The organism is Bacillus salitolerans (assembly GCF_042680805.1).
In the GTDB taxonomy this organism is placed as follows: domain Bacteria; phylum Bacillota; class Bacilli; order Bacillales; family SA4; genus Bacillus_CJ; species Bacillus_CJ salitolerans.
On the sequence record NZ_JBHUEM010000055.1, the window covers coordinates 77,341 to 103,745 of the forward strand.

18 protein-coding genes are annotated in these 26,405 nt (G+C 31.7%); 9 read left to right on the top strand and 9 right to left on the bottom strand.

The genetic code is table 11. The features are described from left to right. The first annotated feature begins 434 nt into the window (after window positions 1-434). Together ACFSCX_RS23725 and ACFSCX_RS23730 are read left to right on the top strand one after the other, a co-directional pair. Window positions 435-659: a hypothetical protein gene (locus tag ACFSCX_RS23725; RefSeq protein WP_377930735.1), complete on the top strand. Its 225-nt coding sequence runs from the start codon at window positions 435-437 to the stop codon at window positions 657-659. Window positions 660-1,046: 387 nt separating this feature from the next. Next, on the top strand, window positions 1,047-2,150 hold the full coding sequence (locus ACFSCX_RS23730; protein WP_377930736.1) for a hypothetical protein: 1,104 nt from the start codon (window positions 1,047-1,049) through the stop codon (window positions 2,148-2,150). Window positions 2,151-2,241: 91 nt separating this feature from the next. Here the strand turns inward: ACFSCX_RS23730 and ACFSCX_RS23735 are convergent, their stop codons facing one another. Next, window positions 2,242-3,108 (bottom strand): DNA-methyltransferase, encoded by an 867-nt coding sequence (locus ACFSCX_RS23735; protein ID WP_377930737.1) that lies wholly within the window; start codon window positions 3,106-3,108, stop codon window positions 2,242-2,244. 512 nt (window positions 3,109-3,620) lie between these two features. Between ACFSCX_RS23735 and ACFSCX_RS23740 the strand changes: the two genes are divergently transcribed. The 4 genes from ACFSCX_RS23740 to ACFSCX_RS23755 all read left to right on the top strand — a co-directional run bounded on the left by ACFSCX_RS23740 (window position 3,621) and on the right by ACFSCX_RS23755 (window position 8,268). Continuing rightward, window positions 3,621-4,238 carry an EcsC family protein gene (locus tag ACFSCX_RS23740; RefSeq protein WP_377930738.1) on the top strand — a complete coding sequence of 206 codons (618 nt, stop codon included), beginning with the start codon at window positions 3,621-3,623 and terminating at the stop codon, window positions 4,236-4,238. A 481-nt stretch (window positions 4,239-4,719) separates the two neighbouring features. Continuing rightward, complete coding sequence (locus tag ACFSCX_RS23745) at window positions 4,720-5,265, top strand: hypothetical protein (protein ID WP_377930739.1); 546 nt, start codon at window positions 4,720-4,722, stop codon at window positions 5,263-5,265. 458 nt (window positions 5,266-5,723) lie between these two features. After that, entirely contained in the window at window positions 5,724-6,968 is a 1,245-nt protein-coding gene (locus ACFSCX_RS23750; protein ID WP_377930740.1) for a DNA sulfur modification protein DndB, read from the top strand. Then, window positions 6,952-8,268, top strand: coding sequence for a hypothetical protein (locus tag ACFSCX_RS23755; protein WP_377930741.1), 1,317 nt, complete (start codon window positions 6,952-6,954; stop codon window positions 8,266-8,268). Before ACFSCX_RS23750 ends, ACFSCX_RS23755 begins: the two co-directional genes overlap by 17 nt. Before the next feature lie 143 nt (window positions 8,269-8,411). On the opposite strand, the gene ACFSCX_RS23760 is transcribed toward ACFSCX_RS23755, so the two are convergent. Genes ACFSCX_RS23760 through dndB form a run of 5 tightly spaced genes read right to left on the bottom strand, consistent with a single transcriptional unit; the run spans window position 8,412 to window position 14,607 of the window. Beyond that, window positions 8,412-9,530 (bottom strand): cysteine desulfurase family protein, encoded by a 1,119-nt coding sequence (locus ACFSCX_RS23760; protein ID WP_377930742.1) that lies wholly within the window; start codon window positions 9,528-9,530, stop codon window positions 8,412-8,414. 10 nt (window positions 9,531-9,540) lie between these two features. Further along, the gene (dndE, locus tag ACFSCX_RS23765) at window positions 9,541-9,912 is read right to left on the bottom strand and encodes a DNA sulfur modification protein DndE (RefSeq protein WP_377930743.1); all 372 of its coding nucleotides are present in this window, start codon (window positions 9,910-9,912) and stop codon (window positions 9,541-9,543) included. After that, on the bottom strand, window positions 9,909-11,894 hold the full coding sequence (gene dndD / locus ACFSCX_RS23770) for a DNA sulfur modification protein DndD (protein WP_377930744.1): 1,986 nt from the start codon (window positions 11,892-11,894) through the stop codon (window positions 9,909-9,911). Before dndD (ACFSCX_RS23770) ends, dndE begins: the two co-directional genes overlap by 4 nt. 18 nt (window positions 11,895-11,912) lie before the next feature. Continuing rightward, a complete protein-coding gene (dndC, locus tag ACFSCX_RS23775; RefSeq protein ID WP_377930745.1) occupies window positions 11,913-13,508 on the bottom strand; it encodes a DNA phosphorothioation system sulfurtransferase DndC in 1,596 nt (531 codons plus the stop codon). A 1-nt stretch (window position 13,509) separates the two neighbouring features. Further along, a complete protein-coding gene (dndB, locus tag ACFSCX_RS23780) occupies window positions 13,510-14,607 on the bottom strand; it encodes a DNA sulfur modification protein DndB (RefSeq protein ID WP_377930746.1) in 1,098 nt (365 codons plus the stop codon). 236 nt (window positions 14,608-14,843) lie between these two features. On the opposite strand from dndB, the gene dptF reads away from it, so the two are divergent. The 3 genes from dptF to dptH are packed head-to-tail and all read left to right on the top strand — an operon-like array spanning window position 14,844 to window position 23,759. Next, on the top strand, window positions 14,844-17,174 hold the full coding sequence (gene dptF, locus ACFSCX_RS23785; RefSeq protein WP_377930747.1) for a DNA phosphorothioation-dependent restriction protein DptF: 2,331 nt from the start codon (window positions 14,844-14,846) through the stop codon (window positions 17,172-17,174). A 2-nt stretch (window positions 17,175-17,176) separates the two neighbouring features. After that, window positions 17,177-18,574 (top strand): DNA phosphorothioation-dependent restriction protein DptG, encoded by a 1,398-nt coding sequence (gene dptG, locus ACFSCX_RS23790; protein ID WP_377930748.1) that lies wholly within the window; start codon window positions 17,177-17,179, stop codon window positions 18,572-18,574. Beyond that, on the top strand, window positions 18,555-23,759 hold the full coding sequence (dptH, locus tag ACFSCX_RS23795; RefSeq protein WP_377930749.1) for a DNA phosphorothioation-dependent restriction protein DptH: 5,205 nt from the start codon (window positions 18,555-18,557) through the stop codon (window positions 23,757-23,759). Before dptG ends, dptH begins: the two co-directional genes overlap by 20 nt. 35 nt (window positions 23,760-23,794) lie before the next feature. On the opposite strand, the gene ACFSCX_RS23800 is transcribed toward dptH, so the two are convergent. Genes ACFSCX_RS23800 through ACFSCX_RS23810 form a run of 3 tightly spaced genes read right to left on the bottom strand, consistent with a single transcriptional unit; the run spans window position 23,795 to window position 26,376 of the window. Continuing rightward, window positions 23,795-24,166 (bottom strand): hypothetical protein, encoded by a 372-nt coding sequence (locus ACFSCX_RS23800; protein ID WP_377930750.1) that lies wholly within the window; start codon window positions 24,164-24,166, stop codon window positions 23,795-23,797. A gap of 3 nt (window positions 24,167-24,169) precedes the next feature. Then, window positions 24,170-26,179, bottom strand: a complete 2,010-nt coding sequence (gene dndD, locus ACFSCX_RS23805; RefSeq protein WP_377930751.1) for a DNA sulfur modification protein DndD — start codon at window positions 26,177-26,179, stop codon at window positions 24,170-24,172. Further along, the gene (locus tag ACFSCX_RS23810) at window positions 26,179-26,376 is read right to left on the bottom strand and encodes a DNA modification system-associated small protein (RefSeq protein ID WP_377930752.1); all 198 of its coding nucleotides are present in this window, start codon (window positions 26,374-26,376) and stop codon (window positions 26,179-26,181) included. Before ACFSCX_RS23810 ends, dndD (ACFSCX_RS23805) begins: the two co-directional genes overlap by 1 nt. Window positions 26,377-26,405: the final 29 nt, after the last annotated feature.

Here is a 26,405-nt window from a genome sequence, read left to right on the forward strand (position 1 = left end):
TGCGGATACGTGAAAATTTTTACTGAATATGATAAATAGAAGATTTAGTAGATTAGGAAGGAGGTATAATTTGGGGAATCTACAAAAGAAAGAATGATTGTCATTGCTGTGGTCATAACCATAAGGAAAAACAGTGTGAATGTTCTGCTAGAGTTAATTTCAGGAGTGAATTTGTAGATGAACTTGCGATTATTAATGCTACTATTTGTCCCCATTGCCGTGTAAGTGGTAGTCGCGTTTTTGGTCATTTTAGAGATGAAGAAGTTAATTTTACGATTGCTTCAAGTACTGTTTTTCCTCCAAGTTGTTTTAATAATGAATCGGGCAGAGGGCTAACAGTAACAGGGCATGGAACAATATTATTTAATGATACACTAGTACCTGTTGCATCTTTTTCACTAAGTGTTTTTGATTCAGAACAAGGGTTTGATCAAGTGGTTTTAGTAGGAAGTGGACTTGATGAAGATGGAGATGTTGGTTTTGTATTTATTGGTCCCTTTGATGAAGTGTCTGAGGGTGAAATCAATGTAAGTTCATGTACCAATACAAACGGAAATTCTACGTCTAGTGACATGGTCAAAATAGCAAAGACGAATAGAAAAGGAACCATTATCTTAAATAAAAATGGAAAGATGTATGTAAAAGAGTTTAAATCCTAATATTTATCCTTCAAAAAACTGATTGGACGGTTCTTATGCAACTAGGTGTATGAGAACCGTTCTTAATGTTAATCGGTTTGCTTCGCCCAATTATCTCGCATTCTCATTAATGCATACCGCCTTCAAGACTTCACGGTCTCCAAACATACCCCTTCTTCTTCAGCAATTTGCATAGCCAGGGTGCCTGACCCCCAGTACGTTAATACTTTAGCGTACTGGGGGTCAGGCACCTTTATTGCATTTAAACTGATAGGCAACTTCTTGGACGAACCTGTCCTTGTAGCTCTAAAAGTAAACAAAACTTTGGTTAACCATAGTGTTTTGATTAAAAATATGAATAAATATAGATGTTTTTTGAGAACCTCTTCAATAGAGGTGTGTTAAATAATGGCTAATTTAAGGTCAAATGCAAAAGCTTTTATTCATGAAAGAGTTATCTATGAGTATATGATGAATAGGTTTGATGAAAGTAATTTAAAGATGAAACATATTGTTAAAGATGGACGTTTATTGCACAAAGAGAAAACAATAAGGGTTTCAGCTCTAGCTCCAATTGATACATTATTCCCTGATGTTAAGTATATGAAAATTGAGGGGGATGGAGGAAAGCATGGAAGACCAGGAGAAATTAAGTTTATAACTTCTGATTTTAATTACCATAAGGATGAAATAGAAAAATTCAATGAATTTAAGAAACAGCGTGGTTGTATCATCGTATTAAGGCATGATGAATTACCAAAAGGTTTGTTAGATGTTTACAATGAAATCGATGTATTTGAATTAGATAGAAATGACTTTGAAAGATATGTTAAAGCTAACTTTGATTGGTACTTCCATAAGCAGTTACAAAGTAGAGACCCTCAGCATTATAAAATATGGATAATGAGCCAATCTCGAAATTTTTATAAATGGAATAAGAAAAGTAATGTCGAACCAGCTTTTCTAAGTGGGAGATGGTGTCCAAAAGAAAAGGGTTTAACTGGTTATGATATATCAAAAAATGATAAGGTCATATTTGTAAAATTCGGTAGGGAATTCCAAATAAGCAATAAAGTTCAGAAATGCTGGAACGAAAGAGAAGAAATCTATCATAATTGGTATATTGATAATATTTACATTGCAGATGTAACACTTCCGTTAACTGATAGGAAAGATTATTGTGAATTTTATGGTAAGGATATAAATTCTCCACTTTGGATGAGTGAGGTAACAAGTAAAAAACTTTGGCCAAGAGTATTTGAATTCAAAAACAAATACACAATAGATTGTGATATTAATTTAAAGGAAATGTACAATGACCTTCCAAACATTGTACATCCAAAAATGTACTATGCTTTAACACAGCAAATGACAATGGAGATAAATGAATCACAGTACTCACAACTCCTGGAATATGTATTATATAAACAGTCGTATATAGAGTTGGAAAATAGAATTATAAATACTATGGTTACGAAAGAAAATAATCAAGTAGGTTTATATGAACATTAAAATGGAGAACATAACTTTGATTTCTAATTATTTGGTAAACGTAATAATGGGGATTTGTCGAAAAAACAGTAACGTATTGTTGCTGTTTTTATTAGGATGATAAGTTTTGAATGTATAAGTGATTATTGGTTAAAATATCTCCTGCTTGTTTTAGTCCATATAGATTGATTAATTCCTCTAAATAGTTTCTATTCAATTCGAATCCTATAGCATTTCTACCTAAGTCATTAGCAAGTCTTAGAGTAGTTCCAACACCACAAAATGGGTCTAATATAACATCGTTTTTTAAACTAAATAAACACACTAGCCTTTTTACTAATTCATCCGGAAAGACTGCTTTATGAATAGGGTGCTTACCTGCATTAATCTTCCAGACGGGGTTAAGCCAATCCTTAAGTAGCTCTTTAGGAATTCTGTTAAGTTCTTCGTCTTGCCTTTCAAAGATGGTTCCTCTGTCTCTATATCCAGGTTTTCTAAATACTAAAATGTGTTCAGCAAGCAGATCTGTATAAAGAAATGGCGCAACTCCGAATTTTTTATACTTCCCTTTTCCAACAGAACCTCGAATTAATGCAACTTTCTCACCTTTTTTAACTCCAAATTTTTCCCAAATGAAATGCTGTGATAAATCAAAGTCCATTTCTTCAGTAAAAAAACTAATTAAGTCTGACTGAATTGGATATAATCTTGGTCTTCCAGTCTGTTTATACTCTCCTGTCCTGACATCGGCAACATTAATACAAATATAAGAATCTTTCTTCAAGACCCTAATGCACTCATGGAAATGTACTTTTAATTGATTAATGTATTGTTTATAGGTCATATTAAATCCCAGTTGTTTGGGGTGGTCATAATCCTTTAAAAACCAATATGGCGGACTTGTGATTATTAAATCAATGCTACCATTCTCTAATTCTGCGATAGTTGAAGAATCTTTATTGTATACTGTTATATCCAAGGTCATTCCCCCTTTTTCTGAAATGAATATGCTTGGGAATGATTGTCCTATTACATAGAATCTGGTAAATTATTAATCTATAAGATTTAACCTCATTTTTTATTGGCTACATCGAGAATTCAAACTTCCGAAACATTGAAAAGGTCTGAATACTTAAACTGAGCAATTAATGTAACAAGGGCAAATCCGTTGGCAGCATAAATAATGATGATAGGAACTTTCTATTCCATCCGAAGCAAGACAACCGTCATCATGCTCAGAACAGATGCAGAAAAATTTGGTGCCTGACCCTCGGTACACTAAAGTAATAGTGTACGAGGGACAGGTATTTTTTTCTTCTGGGACAAAGTCCCTGTTCCCCATTGCTTATGTCAAACTTTGCAGAAAATTAAAATACTAAACTCCTAATTTTGTAATATATGGTAGAATAATGTAGAATTTATACAGGGAAATCTTAAAAAGAGTGAAATATTCAGAAGTTACTATTCTCATAGATAAAAGGAATGATTCCAATGTCAGCAATTACAGAGGGTAAAATAACACAAGTTTTGGATTGGGCATATGAGAAGGCAGTTAATGGCTTGCCTGGTACTGATACTGCTGCTGAATTAGCAGAAAGCTATCTAAGTAAGCATTCAAATGTTGAAAGTGCTATTGATAGTTTAATTAGATGGCAAAATGCAAAAGGTGCAACCAGTGGATTCCTTACTGGGCTGGGAGGATTAATAACTTTACCAGTAGCAGTACCTGCAAATATAGCTTCTGTAATGTACGTACAAATTAGGATGATAGCAGCTATAGCACATATGAGGGATTTTGACTTAAAAGATGATCAAGTAAAAACTTTTGTGTTTGTATGTCTAACAGGTCAAGCAGCGACAGATATATTAAAACAATCTGGCTTAAAGTTGGGTACAGCTTTAGCAACTCAGGCAATAAGGAAAATTCCAGGTGAAGTTATAAAAGCAATAAACAAAGCTGTTGGGATAAGACTTGTTACTAAGTTTGGTGAAAAAGGTATTATTAATCTTGGAAAGGCAGTTCCATTGGTTGGTGGTCTTATTGGTGGTGCTGTAGATGGAGTTGGAACTAATATAATTGGTAACATTGCAAAAAAATTGTTTGTCTAGATAAAGATGCTATCTGGTTAGGCTGGAGGAGAGAGTCACATATGGAATTGGAGAAGGAGAGGGCAATATCTAATCCAAAACAGGGATTTCATTGATATTTGTTTCCTATTACAATAATAATTTCATCAATGTTAATTTCAGGTTCAATCGGTTATACAGCTAATCAAATGGATGTCAACAATAGTGTTGGGGCCCCAACAGAGATTAATACTATGAAAAACCGAGTAAATGAAGCTAGAAATAATTCGTTAAAAGTAATTGAAACAGAAAGTTCAACGTTTTTTTCTTTTTGATATTCTTCAAATAAAAGATTTAACTATTGTTGAGATTCACCATTTCTTGCTTAATTACTGCTAAGTTATCCAACTCAACCATTATGCTATAAATTTCATCAAGTTGGATCTGTGTTATAGCTAGATTAGTACGTATATTATTAATTATGTTAGCATTTATGTTACCTACAATAGGAAGATCAACAAAAGTGCCGACTCCTCTAGCGACGGTAATTACTGATTCTGATTTGCCTATTGCATCTCTTATAATAGCTAAAACATCATTTAGCTCCTCAACATTTTCAACTAATAAATTTACATCCTGGTTGTATCTTTCTAGATCGCTAATTATTTTCGGTAGTTCATTTCAAATAGAACAAGAGTTAAACTCCAACTTGATCTATCAAATTGAAGATTTAAGGAATACTTCTACTTCTGTAGAAGCTCATAAAGTCCTTGAACTATCTTCAAGTGTTTTAATTACAGTAGATAAGACTATAGCCCTTTTTAATTCGATACAGAAAATTGGTGAAAATACGCTTAATGCGAATGCGATTCAATTTTGGAAAGAAAACGAATACAGTTCTGAAAATGGGCAAAGTATAAATGAAAGTATAGAAAAAGATTTAGATGCTTCTTTAGAGAAGGTACAAAAGATACCTAATGAATTGACTCAACGATCTAAGAGTAGTATTACGTCAATAAATGTTCAAAAGGAGCTACTGACTATAAAGATAGCACAAATGAAATCATAGGAAGTAAAGACTATTAAGGAAATCAATAAAGTCGTTAGTGGTACTACCAAAGATTTACATTTAAAGTTCCCAAAATTAAGTGAACAAGGAAACTCAATAAAGATTGCTAAAGCAATTAATACAAAAGAAGAACTTTTATATAATTCATGATTTGTATTGCAATCCTATAACATCAAATGAAACAAGACAAGAGACAAGAAATAGATAAGATTAAAGATCATATTAATAACATTAATTGGTTTTGAGAATTTTAACAGAACTATTAATTAATTACATAAAAGAAATGGATGCTTTTTTTATGATTTGGGCTGCAGAAGAGGAAGATATAATTCATAATTTAATCAAGAAAACAAATCGTATGGATAGGCGTTCTTCATCTTAGAAGAATTTAGTATATCAATCGTTAGTAAATGGTAATGTGTTAGGTTTATATAATAATTAATAAAGGATGAGAAAGTATGAAAATAAATGCTCTTAAATATGAGTGGCAAGAATACACTTGTTATATTGGAATAATAAATTACATTGATGTCTTGAATTTGATAAATGTGGATTCTGACTTATCTATGAATAGAGAGATTAATTCTTCAAATGTAAAGGAAATTATTAAGTATATAAAAAGCGAGTTAGAAGGATCATTTTTTCCACCAGTTATACTGAGCTGTAATGTACAAACTGAATTTGATTCAAATCAGCTTAAAATCTTAGACGGACAATTAACAATTATTGATGGACAACATCGTATTAAAGCAATTGGAGAAATAATAGAAGAAAGTGAAGGTGATAAAAGGCAAAAGTTAAATAAAGTAGTTTTACCAGTTTTAATAATTGAAGGACTTGAAAGTTCAAAACATAGAGAATTATTTAACATGATCAATGATAATGCAAAGACGGTTGATAGTAATATTTCAGTAAGATTCTCTTCAACTTTGGAAAATATACTTGGTTTAAAGTATGTGAAAATGAAAGGGATAAAAAGTGAAATTGAGTGGGAGGTAAAGCAATCAAAAAGTAAAGTAGTCTATTTACACATAGTAGAGAGTATTAAAGATCTAACTTCTACGTTAAGCGAATTTACGGAATCATTATATAGTCAAGAAACATTATTATATGATCAAGAAGACTATTATTTAGTAATTGAAAGTTTCCTAGATAGTATTTTCGAGTACATACTAAAGGAAAGAGAGTTAGATAATCCTAAGGAAAATTTGTTTAAAAAGAAAGTTTTTATTAGAGCGGTTACAGATGAGGTTTGTGAAAAGTTAAAATTATTTTTACAAAGGGAAGATGAAAAAGATTTAGGGTTAATAAAAGCTTTGATTGAGGAAACTCTAAGCACTTTATTAAAGGAATTTGTAATTAGTTATAGGGGTGTTAAAACTGTAAAAGAGTCTACCTATATATCAATTAGAAAGTTTTTAAGAGTAAATAGTACATTAACAGAATACACACATGAAGAATTAGAACCAATTCTACCAATAATAACGAGATTTGTGGAACAATACTATAACAGAGAAAATGAGTTTACCTATAGCCAAGATGAGTTTAATAATATAGAAAAATTTATTAAAGATGTGAATGAGCATAAAGAGGAAGTGATTAAGCTCGATCAGAGTAGTTTAAGTATAACAAAAGATACTTTAATAGATGAATTATTGGAACTACAGAGGGAGGAGCAGGTAGAAGATGAGGTCACAAACTAGTCCTTTACATTGTCATACAAGTTTTATTTTTCTACTAAAGAAGGGATATAAAATAGAATTAGTAGAAAGGTTACTTGAATTAAATACTCTTATAGAGGGTAAAGTCGATTCAAATTTCAACAATGTCATATTTTCTACAATATACCCAAAGCATGCTAAAGAGAATAAGTTTGAGCAGGCTAAAATAAGCTTTATTGAGCAGTTATATGATATTTGTGATTATATATCTGTCTTATTTGATTCACAGACTGTTATCTATATGCAAGAAATTTCTAAGGTTGTATATAATCTGGAGCGTGAATTTAGGGCATTAATAGAAATTTCTTTTTTAAAACAAAAAGGGAAGGACTGGTATAGAATCTTTTATCAAGATAATGAAAAAGAAAAGAACAGAATGGATAAACGACCGGACGTATTAAAAAAACTTGATAATCCATTGGATAATAGAGATTTTGTAGACTTGTCTAACTTTGTTAAAAGAAATGTAAGTACTTCTAAAAATACTATTTATCAGAAGCTTGAAAGAATTGAGTACTTATTTGCCCAATATAAAGAGGATACCCAATCATATCCTGATAATTTTATTCATATTCTGGATAACCTTGAAGAGATAAAAAAGGCAACAGACTTTAAGAATCAAGGATTATCTTACAATAACTTATATGAACATTTAACTCCGGCATTATCAGTTGAATGGAAGGAGCTATATGAAAAACGAAACTTATGGGCTCATAATTATTGTTTACTTACTATCGAAGAGTTGAATAGATTTATATACCTTTCTAAAATAGTACTTAGGAAAATCAGAACTGAAATCACTCTGTTAAGTATCTTATATGATGATAAACCATTTATTATATCTGGAGATGTAGTAAATGTAAACTTAAACAAAATGAAATCTGAAGGAACAACAATATGTAAGTTGAAGATAAAATTAAATATAGGTCCTGATGAAAACCATCTTATAGAAATTACAAGAGCCACGTATAGAGATATAATGAATATTATGAGGGTATTTGCGGATTTCAGTAACCAGAGAAGTCTTGGCTCTTTGCTAGAAAATATCAGCAATAATCCATTCTTAACAGTATTTCTTAGAGAAACCATTGAATCCATTATAAATGCAACCGATTTTAAAGGGAAATTGACATCAGAATTTGATGAGTTAAAAAAGGTGATTAGAGAGGAAATCTTTAATGAATTTGACTTAGAAAAGGTTAAACATAGTATGCAAAAGATTAATAAAAAAGAGTCTAAAATGGATGACGACTTAGATACCTTATTACAACAAATCTTTTAAAATATATTAATGACAGTGCAAAGATTTTTTGTTCAAATATGGACTATCTTAGGAAAAAAAGATAGTCCATTATTATTATTATTATTATTATTATTATTATTATTATTTTATATCGAACTAGTTTATTATACTGTTTATTTTCATTACAGTTGAAAAAATATATCTAGCTCTTCTTTCTTAATAAAGGTAGATAGGGAAATTCTCATAGTAGACCTAATCTCCTCGTCTGTTAATCCAATAGCATCCAAAACATGCGATGGCTTACTCGAACTACAAGCCGACCCAGTGGAAACAGCGATAACAGGTGCCAGGCTCTTTACTAATAATTCATTATTCAATCCTTTAAATTGTACGCTGATAATCCCTGGTATTTTGTTAACTTTATCATTATTAATAACAATTTGTTCGCTGAATTTTTCCTCAAGGATTGAAATAAGGTAATCCTCTAGTTCCTTGAGTTTTTTAATATTATTCTCTAAGTTATTATGAGCAATCTTAGCAGCTGTTCCTAATCCAACGATATTGTGAACAGCTAATGTACCGCTCCTAACATCATTTTCTTGTCCACCGCCATGAAGAAGAGGAGTGATTTTAGTAAGAATTCCATATTTATCTTTCCGTATATAAGTTGCACCAATACCCTTGGGGCCATGGAACTTATGGCCAGAACATGATAAGAAAGTAATTCCCGGATAATCCTCTAGGTTGACCTCAACTTTACCGATAACCTGCGTTGCATCAGTATGGAAAAACACATTCTTCTCTAAGCATAAATTTGAAATCTCTTTTATATTATTTAGGGAACCGACTTCATTATTACCCCAAATAATACTTACCAATATCGTACTTTCAGTAATAGAGGTAGAGACATCTTCTAGATTAACCCTTCCGTATTGATCTACTTCTAAATAGGTAACAACAATACCTTTAGTCTCTAAGTATCTGCATGTTTCAAGTACAGATGGATGTTCAACTTTACTTGTGATAATGTGATTCCCTTTTGAGGAATAGTAATCTGCAACACCCTTAATGATCATGTTATTACTCTCGGTTGAACCGCTTGTGAATATAATTTCAGAGTGGTCGCAGCCTAACAAAGAGGCAAGTGATTCTCTTGCTTCTTTAACTGCAACTTTCGCATTTTCAGCTAATGAATAATATTTACTAGAAGGGTTACCATATTCCTCCATTATAAAAGGAAGCATAGCCTCCTTTACTTCAGGATGTATTTTTGTAGTTGCACTATTGTCTAAATAAAGCATATAATTTCACCTAAATCTCCATTTTTAATAAGTTTAGAAGTAGTTTCTCATAGTTTCCCGCATGTTTGTACTCATTTTCTAATAGATTAATTCCTCTTTCTAAATGAGCATTAAACAGATCAGGAAAGTATTCCTCATCAGTTATGTTTCTTTTGGTGTGTTGGCGGATGAGAGCCTTATAGATATAATCATTTTCTCCTGTCATTACACTTCTAGGAATATCAATACCAGCTTTGTTACTGACTTGTTCAGGCATTGACGGGTCTCTTAAGGAAATAGCAACTGCAATTCGAGAGATGATATTCCAAGACAATCCAGTTGTACTCTGTAAATAAGTTAAACTTTCTCCTGTCTCTTTTGAGGTTTTTATTCTAAAATTCATTTACTCATCTCCATATCACTAAAAGAAAAGTATTTATTAATTATATTTGTTTCTTTTCTCTCAACGTTAAACTCCAACATGTACTGTTTAGCTACATGCGAAGCAAGTAACTCATAATGGTCTTTGTCAATTTCAGTATCAGTTGAAAGAATAATTGCTTGTCTTCCACAGTTAGGAATAAATTCTGTTAAGAGTGCATTCTTATGTGTCTTATCTAATCTACCTAGTAAAGTGTCAAAAATAAAAGGAACTTTACGACCAGAGCATTTAAAGATTGACCAAATTATTGAAATAAGTAATATTTGTTTTTCTCCTGCTGATAATGTTGCTTTCTCGATTTGGTCCTTTTGAGAGTCTAATAGGATTACATTATAAGTGTCGTTATCAATTAAAATAGAAGATATATAGTTATGTTTTCTCAAAATCCTTTTTATCATGGTTGATGCTTCTATCTGGACTTGTTGAAGCTTTTTCTTTAATTGTATTTCTCTAAAACGTCTACTTAAACTAATGATTTTTTGTGATTCTAAGAAAGAGCTTTTTGTCTTTTCATTATCTTTTAATATGCTTTGTATTTTATCAATGGAAGTTGTCAGTTCATCTAGCTCAATTTTTAATTCATCCAAGTGTAATTGTTCATTATTTAGTTCTATATCAATTTCCACTATTAGAGTTTGATTTTTTTCCATTCGTTGAATCATTTCTGTAAATTCGTTTGAAGAGTCATGGACATTCAACTTCTCTCTTAATTCCTGGTGCGCCATAAGTTTTTTCTTGTTTTCTTCTATAAGAGATAAACTTTCTAGATTATAATTATTAGAAAGTTTAAAATATATGTTTTCTATTAAGCCACTTTCTGAATTTGATGCACCATGAATTTGATATATTTCCGATTTAGGCTGCATTACTTTTAGAAATTGCTCTCTAAGCTCAGTGCTGAGTTTTGTATCCAAAGAAGAGGATGTCAATTGAATAATATTTTTCATAGTTTCATCTGACAGTTTTTGATCTAACTGTTTAAATAACTGTAATGATTCTTCGTTCTTGATCTGTTCTCTTGTTTCAGATAGAAGTTTTCTAGTTAAATAGAAGGGGAGTAAGTTAGCGACAAACTCTCTAATCTTCTCCTGGTTTTGTTTTCTCAATAATTCAATGTTATGCATTTCTTGAATTATTAAATCCCTCTCAGACTTAACGAGTCCACCATATTGTTCAAAATCTTGTTTCAACTGGCTATACTCATCACTAAGGTTACTTCTATTTTCTTCTAGGTGTTTAATCTTATTTGAAGAAGAGAAAATAAGAGCTCTAATCTCTTTATCTCTATTATTTAATTCAAATAATTCTTTTTCAATAGACTCCATTTTTTGTGGATCAATGGATTGGTTTGCGTAGGTTTCCAAATCATTCTCTAATGTTTCAAATAGATCCAGGTTAAATACTACTCTCGAAAGGGTATTTAAATAATCAGATAGTAAATTTTCATTAACAATTCTAGCAATTTCCTCACCGTCGAATAAACATAACTCTAATAGTTGGGGAGGCATAATTTCTTTTAATTTTGTTTGAAACAACTCTTTATCATATTCAGATAGATGCCTCTTGTTTGCTATAACTTCAAAGGATTCCTTAATAGAAGTCCCTTTCAAACTCCAATGACGGATCAGGGTATAGTCTACTTGTTCTAAATCTTCGGTTAAAGTAAAGTTTATCTTGATCTTATAATCATTTTCATTTGATTTCTTTGTACTATTATTTAAAAAACTATTAATTCTCTTAAAATACTCAGTGTTTTCTGTTTTATAACCATATCCATAAGCGCCGAATAATCCAAGTTTAATTGCATTTAAGAGTGTAGTTTTTCCTGCACCATTTTCTCCGCCTATTAATATAACATTCTTGTCTTGATTAGGACGAAAGTCAAACTTGTGATTTCCTTTATATGCTCCAATATTAGTCAGTTGTATTTCATTTATAATCATTTAACTAACCCTCATTTTTTATAATAAATGTAAATAGTCTTGTTTTAATGCCTTACCTAATTCCTCAGTTAAGCCACGTCTTACTTTATATCCCGAATATTCCTTTTCAATAGAGATTAGTTTTTTAACAACGTTCAGATCAACCTTGAATTGATCACATAAAAACTCAAGATCTGAAATTTGATCTTTATCAAATAGAGGTCGATCATCAATTTCCCAATCTAATGAATATCCTAAAACCTCTTCAAATAATGCAGGAATTGGGTCTTCCCATTCACCATTTTTAAACCATATCCTGCGTATCTCTTTTAATTCATCTACACTTATTAACTGGTAGTGAGGATCTTCCGGATGATTTAGTTCCCTTTGTATTGTTAATAATTTTATAAGGATCTCTTTTCTAGCTTCCATCGTAAAAGGTCCAAGGCCAAGCTGAGCGTATTTAGTTTCATTGACGCCCTCTAGGCTTGTCTCTGTATAAGTAACCAAGAGCTTTTGGTCCTCAGATGTACTTAGATCTATTTCATTTTCAGAGATGTAATTACTTAAATTATCTTTATCAACTATTGTATAGTCTTCAAAAGGTATTAGCTGTTTAGGTCTATTAGATTTTTTTGGTATTAATACATAGGATTTATTATTAATCTCTTGGATTTTAACTTCATTAAAATAAACTTGTCCGTGCTTTCGATATTTCATCCTTTTAGTTCGGTCATCTCTAATCCCTGCTAACCAATTTCGAAAATCTAAGAGTGGCTTCATCCAATCATGACCGCTCTGTATAAATCCATTTAAGGCTTTATCTTCACTTACAACTGTACAAACCCAGCAACCAAAACGGCTATTTCCGCATGAACCAGCCTTATCTTTAGTAGATTTATCAACTACAAGAGGGCACTCACCACTGCTTGAATCTTGGTATAAGCGATGAAGTTCAAAGTTGTCATCACCCCATGGTGATGGGTAGCTTAGTAAGTAATCCCATACATCATCAAGAGTAAAGTTCCTAATAGGTGCAAAAACATATGCATTTGAAAGGGTTGAATGCTTCATAAATGTTTTCCCCTCAACTGTGTGAGAACGTATTACATTGCCACGAGTAGCACTTTCATCTTCACGAACACCTAGAACCATAATCACTTCCCCAAATGCTGATACCTTATCCATAATGAATTGATTTGCTGGGTCAATTTTTAATCTGTCTGTACACCATCTAAATGATTGATTAGGGGAAGGATATCCTTTACCTATTATATTTACCCAGAATGACTGTTTAATCATAGGTTTTACTTTATGGGTTTCAATTGGTAAATCTCTACTTAATGCTTCATCCTGGATCCTTCTTAATGTCTTATTTATGGAATTAATAATCAAGGGTGTTTCAACGAGAGTATCTGATGAAATTACAAATACCTTTTTATGTAATTCTTCTTTTGGCAATTCGTTAATAGCCTCAAATACAAGTTGAACTACAACGGTAGAATCCTTTCCACCACTATAACCAACAACCCAAGGACGGTTATCTTCTTTATATGCTTTTTGAATTCGTTCCTTTGTTTCCTTTATAAAGGATTGTGATTTATTTAATTGGTTACTTATTAGACCATTAATCATTTTATACTACTCCTTGGAAAAATTTTTCTTCTAGTGTTAACTCTGATTCTGTTAAGGGTAAGTTAACTAGCTGCTTTATTCTATTTGAGGTGAGCTGTATTGTATATGAGGTTTTTTGTATACGACCATTATGATTGTAAGCTCTACCTAACCAATCCCCTGTATTACTTCTGTTCCAATCAATTTTAGAAAGTTTGTATATATAGCTTGTCCAATCATGTTCATGATAGTTTCGTAAATAATGTCCTACTAGTCCTAGTGACTCAATAAAAACCCCATGGCCAACTATAAAATTTGATCTTAACTCTCTTGGTGAAAGCTCTTTGTCAAAAACCATGTTCCATTCTGTTATTGAATCACACAGTACTATCCAAAACTCTCTTAAAAACTTATCTTCCTCGGATGTGATCTCATCACCCTTAGATTTTCCTAATAGTTTTAGATTCGTATTGAAGATATGATTTAAGGCTAAGATTTTAGGTGAATTCTTTGACAAGGAAACTCTCTCTTTATCTGTGTATCTATTCAGCAGGGGAATTGTTGCAATAATTTCCTTAGTAACCATTGCTAATTGGTCTCTATGGTCGTATAAAATTCCAATAGAAGAAGTAGTGTTGACTGCATGGCGGTTTAGATCTGAAAAAATTTGTTGAGACTTTCTAAGTCCCTCATCATGAAAGAACACTACCGAAATAGTTTCATTACCTAACTCGGGTGAGATTTTTAATGCTTCTTCAATAGCAGCCCGTCTATGCTGTCCGTCATTGATTAAGAACCTAGCATCTAAAGCTATTCTCAACTGTCCAAGGTCATTAGAAGTAGAATCATTATTATATGGAATAAATTTAATTTCTCCATCAATGGATGCTGTAATAGATGAAAAAACATAATCATGCTGATTATCAACTATGTAACTAGTCATTTCAGGTATCCTAGCTTTATTAAGTATCCTTTGTGATCTGTGCTCAGGTGGAATTTCCTCTTCATCAAATAGAAATATTTTAGGAATTATTCGTAGAGGACACATTGCAACATAATATTCTTTGTTGGCTTGAACACCTCTAATAGCGGGGAAATTATAACTAAAGGTAGAGTCCATATATTAACCTCCTATTACGTACGTAATCTATTAAATTGATTATAACTCTAATAGAATCAATATTCAATAAAAAAGACGAACCTTCATTCGTATTTTTCTAGAAACCTTTACATCGAGATTTAATATACAACTCATGTGATCAAACTTACATTTTATGTTAAAATCTTTATTAAGATAAACACTAAATTAATTTTAATAAAAATCTAAAAAATGATCTTCGATTGGAGATGAATTGTTTGGCTGTTGAACAATATCTATTTAAATTCTTAGAGAACCTAAATTATGTTGCAGCTGAAACTGCTAGAGATATTGAAGAACGGATTTTTGATGATCCCAAAAGTGCTGTGATGAACGCTAGGGTATTTGCAGAAGAGATTGTAAAAGATGTGTTTAGAAAGGAAGAGATTGACTATTCACATCTTACTACTCATTTTGAACGTATTAATTACTTGGCTAGAGAAGGATTTCTAGAAAAGGGTACTCAGCAGGCATTAGCGGAAATTAGATTAACAGGTAACAAGGCACTCCATGACGCCACATTTAGACCTGACATTCTAGAGGCTATTAAAATTTTTAAGGAAATGTATAAGCTTGGAACTTGGTTTGCGGAAGTATACTCATCAGACATTTCTATTCCATCCTATAAAGATCCAATTCCTCCACAAAAAGGCTTAGGAATGGATGACGTTCAAAATATGATTGAACAAGCATTATCTGGTAAATTGAGTCAATACCTAAATCTTAAAAACGAAGACAATAATACAGTTAAAGAACAAGAGGGCCAAACAGATAACGAATCAAAAGTTTCAGGGAATGATGATCAGCAAGAGAACAAAGTAATAACATTAAATCTTAATCTACCAGAAGGACGTAGTTATCTATTAAGAGAATTAAAGCGACTTCAAGAATCATCACAAGAAGCGGTTGAAAATTCAAACTCATTTAGTAAATTTAAGGATTATATGCATGTGGCACGAGAGATTCAGAAGGATTTTGAAGAAATGATCACTATTACTAAGGATAGTGATAGAGCAGAACTAATCTTACTAACCGGAAGTGTAGGAGATGGAAAGTCTCACTTATTAGCCTATTACAATGAAAAACAGCGAGAAGTTATGAATAAGTTTGAAATATTAAACGATGCTACTGAAAGTTTTAGCCCAAATAAAAATGCATTGGAGACTCTCTCCGAGCTCTTAGATGGTTTTTCTGATCAAAAAATTGAATTGTCAAAAGATAAAGTTATATTAGCAATCAACCTTGGGATCCTTCATAACTTTTTATCTTATGAACATGAAGGAAAGAGTTTCAATAAATTAAAGGGCTTTATTGAAGAAAGTGGTTTGTTTACACAAAAAGTAACAACGAAGTATAGTGAAGAATCTTTCCATTTAATAGGTTTTAGTGATTATCAATCCTATGAGCTTACAAATGGAGGTCCTAAGTCTTCCTTTTATTTAAAAATTTTCCAAAAGGTTTTCTCTAATGATTCTAATAATCCATTCTATATTAGTTACCAAGAAGACCTTAAGAATAATGTAAAGGGAGTAATACATGAAAATTTTGAATTTCTAATGGATAAGAACATTCAAAATGAAATTATTCAGTTAATCATTCAGGGTATAGTTCGAAATAAACTAGTTATTTCTGCAAGAGCCTTCTATAATTTCATTGCGGATTTAGTGATACCTGAAGGTTATTCTGAAATCTTAGATTTTGAATGGAACCATTTTGAAAAGATTAACAATACCGTTCCACACTTACTTTTTAAGAGACGCGAACGTTCTGTTATTTTAAAAACAATGTCAGAACTTGACCCCATTCATATTCGCTCACAAGCTATTGATCAGATCTTTATTGACATTAATACGTTAAATGATTGGGATAAGATTATTGAAAAATATTCAAACAACTATATCGCAAAAGAATGGCTTGGACCTATTGCTTATCAGTCAGAGAATTTTAATGGTTTAACTTCAGAGTTTAGCCAATTACTTGTTAGACTGGCTTATTTGACCAATAATTCTTTTGCTGAAGAAGTGATTCCATCCTCTTACAAAAATTATATGAAGTATTTATACTCATTTAACAAGGTTGAACAAAGGCAAATCGCAACTTTTTATAAAGAAATTATTCAAACAATTTTCAAATGGAGAGGTAGTCCCAAGACTGGCTATATTTATATAAATAAGCCAATTGAGAAATTTCGAATAGCCCAGGAGCTATCTTTAAAACCAAAGATGGATCATTTATCTCCAAATAATAATGATATATTAACTAGTTTTAAGCAAACTTTGACTATTGTGTTCTCAGACAAACAAGAAAGAGAGAATTTAACTCTTGAAGTTGATTATCCCTTATACGAGCTCTTATCCAATGTACAAAGAGGGTATTGTCCAAATAAGAAGGATGAAGAGGATGCTATTAAATTTGTTGAGTTTTTAGACCAAATTATGAAATTTGGTAACAAGTCTAATGAGGTGTTAGTTCATATACCAACAGAGAACAAACAATATGTTCTATCAAAGGGTCTCTTTGATGGATATACATTTGAAAAGGTGCTGTGAGAATGAGAATTTTAGTAGAAGAATTAGACAAATTACTAAAAGAGAATAAAGATAAAACAGGTGTGGTGCATGATACGGGGAGAATAAAGGGGGTACTCCCTTTTAATTCTAGTAAAAGAACAACGGTGATGAGAGACAGGTATGATAAAGTACTTGGGGAATTCACTAGAATTATATCTAATGTTCAACTTCCAGAATTAGATGATGAAGCTGAAATTGAGTATGAAGAAATTAATCCTATAGCCTCAAAGGTTTCAGATGAAGTAGAGTGTGATAATGAAGACATCCGTTTAGATCTTAATCTTTTCTTAAACTCATATCTATTTAGCGAAGATAATGAATTCAAGTCTATCCATCCCTATATATTTAATTACACTCCTTTGTCAAAACAGAAGCCTAAGAGGAGTGAAGAGGAAAGAATTGCTAGGTTTATGATAAATGCTTTAATCGACGATATAACAAACTTCCAAAGTTTATTCTTTGATAAACAGGGAGAGGATATCCTAACTACCCTAGTTTTGGATAACCTAGGAGAATTGAAAGAACGTAAAACTGAGAACATAAAATATAAATCGCTACTACCAATTCTTATAGATATGTTTAAAGAAGATTTTGATTTCCTAAGTAAACGTCGCGATTATTTCATGGAACAATATCCTCTACTTGTTAAGTATTACTACTTCTTATATATTTCCCAGCTTGCGTTAAAATTTCATAAGTATGAAACTGCTGACTACGAGAAGGTGGATCCGTCCTATTTTGCTCTTGATTGGGAAACAGGAGTTAACAAGAGAAGGAAAGCTGTATCTGTTGGGGGATATAAAACTCTAAGGGAGAGATCAAAAGAGCTCTTTATCCATATACATGTTATGTCTCACTTAAGTTATAACTCTAAAAATGAAGATGAATTTCTAACGTATGTAGATATCCTGGGTGAGCTTAAAACTGCAGATGAGAAAAGACAATTTATTGGAAGTCTAAATAATTGGATCAAAATTTATCATGAAAAGGCTAAATTAAACTTGCCACTCAAAGATATCACTACTCTATCTGAAGGTTTTTCCCAATTGTTTAAATGTTTAGAGCAAGGGATGAATAAGCAAGTATACGAAAGATATGGTGAATCAATAGAAGATCCTGCAATTAAGAGTTTCTTAAAACATAGAGGAAGTCATGGATATACATTAAATATTACTCAGGAATTGTTGTTATTACTTACTGCTATTAGTGTTAAGGACCAAAGGATTCCCCTAAAAAAGTTATTTGAAGAATTTGAAAAGCGCGGAATAGCTTTAGACCGCTATTCAATGAAAGAAGTTACAGACCTTTTAGACAGCTTAAATTTGATTGAAAAGAAAAGTGATAGTGGTGATGCCCAATATGTTAAACCAATACTATAAATATTTAAGCGGGTTAATCTTAGATTTTTTCAAAGAAATTGAGATCAAATCCGGTGATCGGTTTTATTTGCAATTAGATACATTAGAAGAAATAAACAATTTAGTAGATGCATTAGAAGATAATCCAGAAGTTAACGTATTCACCTACACACATGATAAAGGGGAGCCATATTTAACTTTCTCAATAAAGATAGGGGAGGTAAATGTCGTATTTGCTCATACCTCTTTAGATGTAACACCTGATTTCTTGGTTACGCTGAGGAATCAGGTAGGTGAACAAAAGGAAGAATGGCGAGATACTGCTCTATTTAGTATAGTTTCGGAGCAACTAGATAGTATTGAAGGTGGGAGTAGTAATCTTCAAAAAGAAGGAATGCCTTTACATCCTAATTCATTGTTCAAAAAATTAAAAGAGGATATTGAAGATAGTAGACTTAGTAAGACTGAGAAGATTATCTTAACTGATAATCTAAAACGTTTAATGGATGACCATTACCTACAACAAGTTAATTTACTTGACTTTGAAGAGATTTTTGAAGTCCTTATAAAGGGGAAGATTGAAGATTGTGATTATAAAAAATTCGGATTATTTAAAGATTTAGAGCTAGCCTCTATTCAAGGAAATAAGAATAAAGTATTTGAAAGAATTGAAAGAAACAGAGAATTATTTGAGTATGTTCAAAATGTCCATGATTTTGGTAAATTAGATGATGACTTAGATCGTAGATTTGTCTCTAAAGGGGCTCACGAACTTAAAAAAGATGATTGGACAGATATTCCATTTGCTAAGGTGGCAGTTTATGCCGAAGAAAAGGAAAAAGAAAATAAGAGTACAAAAGTTGAGTTAACCAAGATTAGTATTGACCCTTCATTAACTATGTGGGATAAGGCACTTTCGGATACAACTGCTGGAAAAAGAAAGCGTCAAATTATCGTATTTAATCCTAACTCTGAGCCGACTATTACTATAAAAACAAACTATGAAATTGAAGGTAGTCAAGTAAAGAGCCTAAGTAGAGACTATTTCAGTTATTCTAAGGGCTCTGATCTCATTATCAATGTTGGTAGGGTAAATGCATCTTTCGAGATTATGACAAATGAAGATGAGCCAACCTTTACAAAAATAACTTATAAACATGAAGGTAAGTCTTCTTTAGGTTCTGAATTTCACATTGCAATTTTTCCTTGCAACGAGTTTTTGTTAAAGGACCTTAAAACAAAATATTTTGTCAATGTAAGAGAAAAGTGTATAGAGTTAGAATCAGATATCACCGAGATTAAATTTGGTGACGGCTATGATACTGATTCTATTGAGGTTATCAGTGCAGATGAAGTAATTCAAGTACCAGATGATACAGAGGTCACTGTTTTACCCCAACAAGAAGCTTTTGATGATAATGATCAATTAATGTTTTATGTAGAAGAAAAAGGTTGTAAGATACCGATACTATTAAAAAATGATCTTCCAGAAGCAACTCCGATTAATGGGATGAGAATATGGAAGATGAAACGAGAAGAGGCACAAGACTTTAAGTTAGAGAATAACAGGCTACTTATAGGAAATAGTGAATTTTATACTCATAAAGAATATAAGTCATTTTTTGAATGGGAAACAACATGGGTAAATAAAAATATCCAATTTGCGATACTTGATTCAGAGGAGATACTTCCTAAAACTCTAGATCTAGATGGAGACCTTCGAGAGGCTTATAGTAGATTCATGCAATATTTCCGCACACACAGTATACCTAGTTTATGTTATTACTCAGATGAGCTAAAGCATAGAGCTAAGGAATATCTCAGTGAATATATTAAACAGATAAAGAGTTTTGAAGAAGGAAAAGCCCCTGGAAGTAAGGGGCGAAACCTAATGAAGTTAGGTATGATGAAAGCTTCGAAGGAGCTTTTCTTTACACCGTTTCATCCGTTAGTTGTTGCATATCAATTAATGATATCAGAACAATTAGGGAAAGAAGTGTTAGATAATACTATAATGAATCGCTTGAAGCCCGATTCACTTATCCCCTTCATCTATAGTGAAAATGACCAACTATATAAACCGGATAGTCAAAGTGAAGCACTCGAGTGGATAAGATTTAAACCAGTTCAAGAAGTCACTGTTTCTAATGCAAGTCACTATCTAGCCAAAGTCGTTCTTGAAAAAATCGATCAGTTTGAAGAGCATTTTAAATATTTGTTTATGAGAGAATCTAAAGCTCCTCTTCAAATAAACGTAATCAATATTACAAATGATAAAGAAGTATTAAGAGGAATTGTTAACTGGATTATAAATAAAATTAATGAATCTGGACCTGAAGAGTTAAAAGCTGTCGAAGTATCATTATATATGAATGAAGGACAACTAAGTGCATTCGATATATTTTCTCGGATGGAGTCAATCGACCAAATAAAAAGCTTTTTAAAAATTAATAATTTCAAGTCTTCAAAGTATGATGAAAGTGATGTTCTACGACTTATAAGAGAGAATTTGTTTTATTTTAAGCATAATATTAATACTAAAGAATATCGTTATGGTCATATAACATTCTATAAAATGCAGGCTCAACAGCAACATGCTCACCAACCAATGGAAGATATGATTACTGGTTTATCATTAGATGGTATAGTATCAACGGTACCCTCTATGAAAGGTGAGGAAAATTATCGAAGTGGATTCGGTATTAAGGGTTGTAATATAAGAGAAGATAACTTATTACTTGAGACTTCTATATATACTAATGAGTTAGCTGCTAATATGCGTAATGATGGTAATGACACCTATAAGAGAGGTGAGTCAATTGTGTCTAGAACCGATACAGATGATGAAGAAACCTTATCTAGAATTTTTGACTCATCATATTGGGTAACATTTATTGATCCTAACGTAGACTTAGAATTTTTCCAGAAGTACGATCGTAATCTTGTAGTGATACATTACAATGATCAATTCACATCATCAAGTAGATATGATGCAATTACTGTAACGGATAAATCCGATCAATTTAATGCTGTCATAAAAGAAATTCTTAAAGAGAAAGAAATAGAAATATCAGATGAAAATGTAAACAGTACTATTAAAGCATTTAATACGTTTAACGGTGAATGGTTATTACGAATCATTGGTGGTAAGGGGCATTTTGATCGAGAAAAATTAAGTATTATCTCAGCTATTAAATATTCTTTAGCATATTTTAATCATCAAAACATCTTATGGGTCCCAATCTCATTAGAAGAGATACTGAGAGTTGCTGGGGCAGTGAGCTTAAATAAAAGAGAAGGTATTTTTACTGCGAAGAACTTGGGTGTGATAGGTAAGCATAGTGACGATTTATTACTAGTTGGACTAGAGTATGGGGAAAAACTTAAACTTCATTTTTATCCAGTTGAAGTGAAAATTGGAATTAATTCGACTAATGTTTATGATAGAGCTAAAGAGCAAATTATGAATACTAGAAAGTTGCTTGATGAAGAATTAAGCTTTAAAGAAATTGACGGTAAACCAGCTTTCCGTAATCTTTTCTATCGTAATTTCTTTAGCCAAATATTTATCGCTAATGCTAAAAAAATAGCTCAAAGTGAGCTCTGGCCTGAATGTGACTACCATTTAACAGATGATGTTGTTGAAAAGCTTTTATCAGATGTTTATGAGGTATCAACTGAACTAAAAGGTCTAATAGGAAATGGAGCCATTTTATCATTTAAAAAAGATGCCTATTTACGTTCGTCTTCATTAGAAGATAATGTGATGATCATAAACTTAACTTTAAACGATGGATTTAATGGTATTGTCGAATCAATACAGCAACTAACAGACCGAATACAATCGGGTAGGTCAGATTTTGTTAAAGAGAGATTAATTTCTTATAACTATAAATATAAAAGGCCAGAAAAACTAGAGGAATTACAGGAAACAGTTGGACCAGTTGAGATAGAAGAACAAGGTATTATGAAAGAGGAAAGCTCTGTGAAAACAGAGCCGAATTCGAAAGTTGAGACTACTGAAAATACAACCAAAGTTAATAATGAAAGTGATGGTAAAAAAGAAGTAAATCTAGAAGATATCCGAATATTAATCGGGAAAGCTCTTAACTCTAACCGAGAGATTTATTGGGAATATGGGAATAAAGAACTTTCAAATAGACACTTGTTAATTTCAGGTACATCAGGTCAAGGGAAAACCTACTTTATGCAGTGTTTACTTCTAGAAAAAGCAAAGAAAGGTATTTCTAGTATTGTTATTGATTACACTGAAGGATTTTTGCCAAATCAATTAGAACCTGAATTTGTTGAGTTTTTAGGAACAAATTTAAAGCAATCTATTGTATATAATGAAGGATTCCCGATAAACCCTTTCAAGAAAAATGAAAGAGAAATAGGTGGTCTAAAACTTCCTGAAAGTGTAACAGATGTGGCAGAACGAATAAAAAGTGTTTTTGGAGCTGTTTATAGTTCATTAGGTATTCAGCAATTAAATTCAATTTATGAAGCAACAATTAATGGTTTACAAAAATATGGAGATAGTATGGACTTGCAAAAGCTAAAAATAGAGCTAGAGACTGATACTTCATCTAATGCAAAAACAGCTCTATCTCAGATACGTCCTCTAATTGATCGTAATCCTTTTACATCTAATGCTGAATTAGATTGGAAAGAAATAATAAATAGTGATGGTCAAGTTTTTGTTGTCCAGTTAACTGGATATCCAAGAGATGTTCAGTTAATGATTACTGAGTTTATTTTGTGGGATTTATGGAACTTTTCTATACGTAACGGATCAAAGTATATCCCTATGCCGGTTCTAATGGATGAAGCTCAAAACTTAGATCATACTGAAAATTCTCCGTCAGCGAGGATTTTACAAGAGGGTAGAAAGTTTGGATGGTCAGCCTGGTGTGCGACCCAGTTTTTGAAATCCCAACTAGATGCCAGTGAGTTGGCGAGACTCCAGATGTCTAGCGAAAAGGTTTATTTCCTACCGCCAACTCAGCTTGAGATATCATATATAGCTGGAAGTTTGTCTCAGGAACCAAGTGAGAAGAGAGAGTGGGAGTCAAAGTTAGCTTCTCTGAAAAAAGGGCAATGTATAGTTCATGGTCCCGTCCTAAATGAACGTGATGAATTAACTAAGCCAATTGTTACAATTGTAGATATTACACCACTTCACGAGAGAATAAATAACATATAATAAGAATGCGGGTACCTTTAAAGGTACCCGCATTTTTAACCTAAAATTTTTATTCGATAATCTTCCAATGATGTTAGAGATTCAATTTCATTACTTATTATTCTCAAACCTAATTCAATAAAGTGCAACATTTGTTGATTGATAGTCTCTTCGTTTAGAGGAGCTCTAATCTCCTCAATTATTAAATGCTTGAATAATAAATATTCTTTATCCCTAATGATATTATCTGGAATCGTCCATTTTGGCTTATTATCCTTAAACTCGTCAGGACAAATATTGGTTGTATTAGAAAGTCCTTTTGATAATGCTATTTTTACACCAAAAGGGCGATCAATTTCTAATAATTCACATAGGTGATCAAGAATTTCTTTTCCTGTACCTGATAAATTCATTTTTCTGTTCGACATGTATTACACCCTCACGAAATTAAAGTAGCCATCTCTTATTACTGTATATTTCTTATCCTCATCATAGTCTAACATGTATTGTTTGTATGAATTTTGTTTCATTATATTTATATATTCTTGTGTTATCTCTGTATCAGTTGATAAGATAATTACCTGTTCACTTAAGTCCTTATAATAATGGTTTATTAAATGATTTCGATGATAACTATCTAGTCTACCTAGTGGTGTATCTATGACCATAGGTAGAGATAAATCAGATGCTTTTGTAAGTGCCCAGATAAATGCAGAGGATATCATTTGCATTTCTCCTGCTGATCTTTCTTGGATACTTATTTCTTGATTTCTATCGTTATATAAACGGATAGAATAAGTTTCAATGTCAAACTCTATTTTCCCAAATTCGTCTTGCTTCCTAAATAGCTTATTTAAAATACTTGAGAACTCTGATTTAATGTAATTAGCTTTCATGACAGTGTGCTCTACTAAATATTTGTTAATTGCTTTTATTGTACATGTAACATATTCTAACTGTTCTTTTGTCTCATCGTAATCTGAGTGCTGATCAGACAATCTTGTAAACTGGTTTAGCAGTGCAGCTCTCTTGTCTTTAGCGGTAGAAAGCTTTTTTGAGTGATTTTTATAAATTAGGTTCTTTTCACCGCATTTTGCAGAAAGGATATCAATTCTTTCATTTTCTTCGGTAATATCAACTGATTCAGGAGCATTCCTAATTTCTGTCTCTAGTGCTTCAAGGCTCTTCTTCAATTTTTCAATTTTATTAATTAATGTAACAACGTGATGTTTATCTTTAAGTTGTAGATTTGTAATAAAATTATAATCTTTATTTGATATATCATGCCTTTCTACGAAGTCATGAGGAACGATTTGTTTTATATCATTTTCCTTAATCCAAATTTCTTCTCCAATCTTCTTTATTTGAATTAATTGACTATTATTAAGTGCAGGCTCAATTGGTGTGTTTAAAAGTTGCTCAATAAAGTTTTTATAGGGCTTTAGAGAAGCTTCTTGGACAGTTTGTTTTAATTGGATGTCATGTTCTAATTTTAGTTGTTTTTTTAGCTTTGCTAATTGGGTGTTTAAAATAATTGTTATTATATTTTCTCTATAATAATTTTCAAATTCAGCACATGCTATTTTTAATTCTGTACTTATTTTAGATTGTTCTTTTATGATAACCTCTCTTGATTTAGAGTTCTTTGTTATTTTCTCATTTCTATCAGATTTTGCTTTACCAATAAGTTTCTCTAAATGTTGGCTTTCTTCAAGAGCTTTATTTTTCTTTAATTCTAGTGAGTCAATCTCTTTTTCTATAACTTCTAATTCTGTTTTTATATTATTCAGTTTAGATTTACTAACTGCTTTAGATAGGGTTTGTTCTATGTTACTTTTTATTTGATTTAAATCATCAATTAATTGTTTATATGCATCCATACCTGTTATTTTATGTATGGCTTCTTTCATTTCGGCACTGTTTTGTCTTAGAATTATTTCTTTAACCTCTTCTCCGTCAAAAATAAAGAAGGGGGATGCATAGTAGGGAATTATTTTATCAATAATATGATTATAGCTTTCAATATTATCAATTTTTATTTTTCTGCCATGCTGATTTCCAGCTTTTCTAACTGTTAATTCTCTAGACTCGCTAATTAACCTCTTATAGTTATCAAAACTCCACTTAACCTGTATTTCCCAATCTTCGCCTTTATCTGTTTCAATTACAAGGGTTGAGGAACAATCTCTTCCCCCCTCATCAAAAAACGTATTGTTAATTACATTAGAAAAGATCTTTTGCTTCTCTTCTTTAGAGATTCCTCTTTCTCCGTATAGAATATACAATATTGCTTTTAAAATAGTTGTCTTTCCTGCACCGTTTAATCCACCCAATAAGATAATATTTTTTTCTTCTCGTTCGTGAACAGGTATATAGAAATTAATTTCTTGATGGCCGTAATAGGTTTTATAATTGTCAAAGATTAATCTTTTAATCAACATTACTGATCACCTTTTACTTGTTTTCTATGAAAGTTAATTAGATTTAAATATTCTTTTTTTCTGGCGCTCGCAGATTGATTTTCGTACGAGAACTTTTCGGCAGTTTTTAATAGTGTGTGGACTAGTTTAATAGGAATGTTATTTTCTTTTGAAACCTTAGCCAAGAGTTCTAGTTCTTGATCCTTAATATTGCTCATTTTAACCACCCTAATTTATTTAATTTAGT

What these genes read in the sequence shown, in the direction of transcription:
- ACFSCX_RS23730 (WP_377930736.1), top strand. Translation starts at nt 1,047, where the DNA reads ATGGCTAATTTAAGGTCAAATGCAAAAGCTTTTATTCATGAAAGAGTT.
- dndD (WP_377930751.1), bottom strand. Translation starts at nt 26,179, where the DNA reads ATGTTGATTAAAAGATTAATCTTTGACAATTATAAAACCTATTACGGC.
- ACFSCX_RS23760 (WP_377930742.1), bottom strand. Translation starts at nt 9,530, where the DNA reads ATGCTTTATTTAGACAATAGTGCAACTACAAAAATACATCCTGAAGTA.
- dndE (WP_377930743.1), bottom strand. Translation starts at nt 9,912, where the DNA reads ATGAATTTTAGAATAAAAACCTCAAAAGAGACAGGAGAAAGTTTAACT.
- dndC (WP_377930745.1), bottom strand. Translation starts at nt 13,508, where the DNA reads ATGATTAATGGTCTAATAAGTAACCAATTAAATAAATCACAATCCTTT.
- dndD (WP_377930744.1), bottom strand. Translation starts at nt 11,894, where the DNA reads ATGATTATAAATGAAATACAACTGACTAATATTGGAGCATATAAAGGA.
- ACFSCX_RS23800 (WP_377930750.1), bottom strand. Translation starts at nt 24,166, where the DNA reads ATGTCGAACAGAAAAATGAATTTATCAGGTACAGGAAAAGAAATTCTT.
- ACFSCX_RS23755 (WP_377930741.1), top strand. Translation starts at nt 6,952, where the DNA reads ATGAGGTCACAAACTAGTCCTTTACATTGTCATACAAGTTTTATTTTT.
- dndB (WP_377930746.1), bottom strand. Translation starts at nt 14,607, where the DNA reads ATGGACTCTACCTTTAGTTATAATTTCCCCGCTATTAGAGGTGTTCAA.
- ACFSCX_RS23750 (WP_377930740.1), top strand. Translation starts at nt 5,724, where the DNA reads ATGAAAATAAATGCTCTTAAATATGAGTGGCAAGAATACACTTGTTAT.
- dptH (WP_377930749.1), top strand. Translation starts at nt 18,555, where the DNA reads ATGTTAAACCAATACTATAAATATTTAAGCGGGTTAATCTTAGATTTT.
- ACFSCX_RS23740 (WP_377930738.1), top strand. Translation starts at nt 3,621, where the DNA reads ATGTCAGCAATTACAGAGGGTAAAATAACACAAGTTTTGGATTGGGCA.
- dptG (WP_377930748.1), top strand. Translation starts at nt 17,177, where the DNA reads ATGAGAATTTTAGTAGAAGAATTAGACAAATTACTAAAAGAGAATAAA.
- ACFSCX_RS23810 (WP_377930752.1), bottom strand. Translation starts at nt 26,376, where the DNA reads ATGAGCAATATTAAGGATCAAGAACTAGAACTCTTGGCTAAGGTTTCA.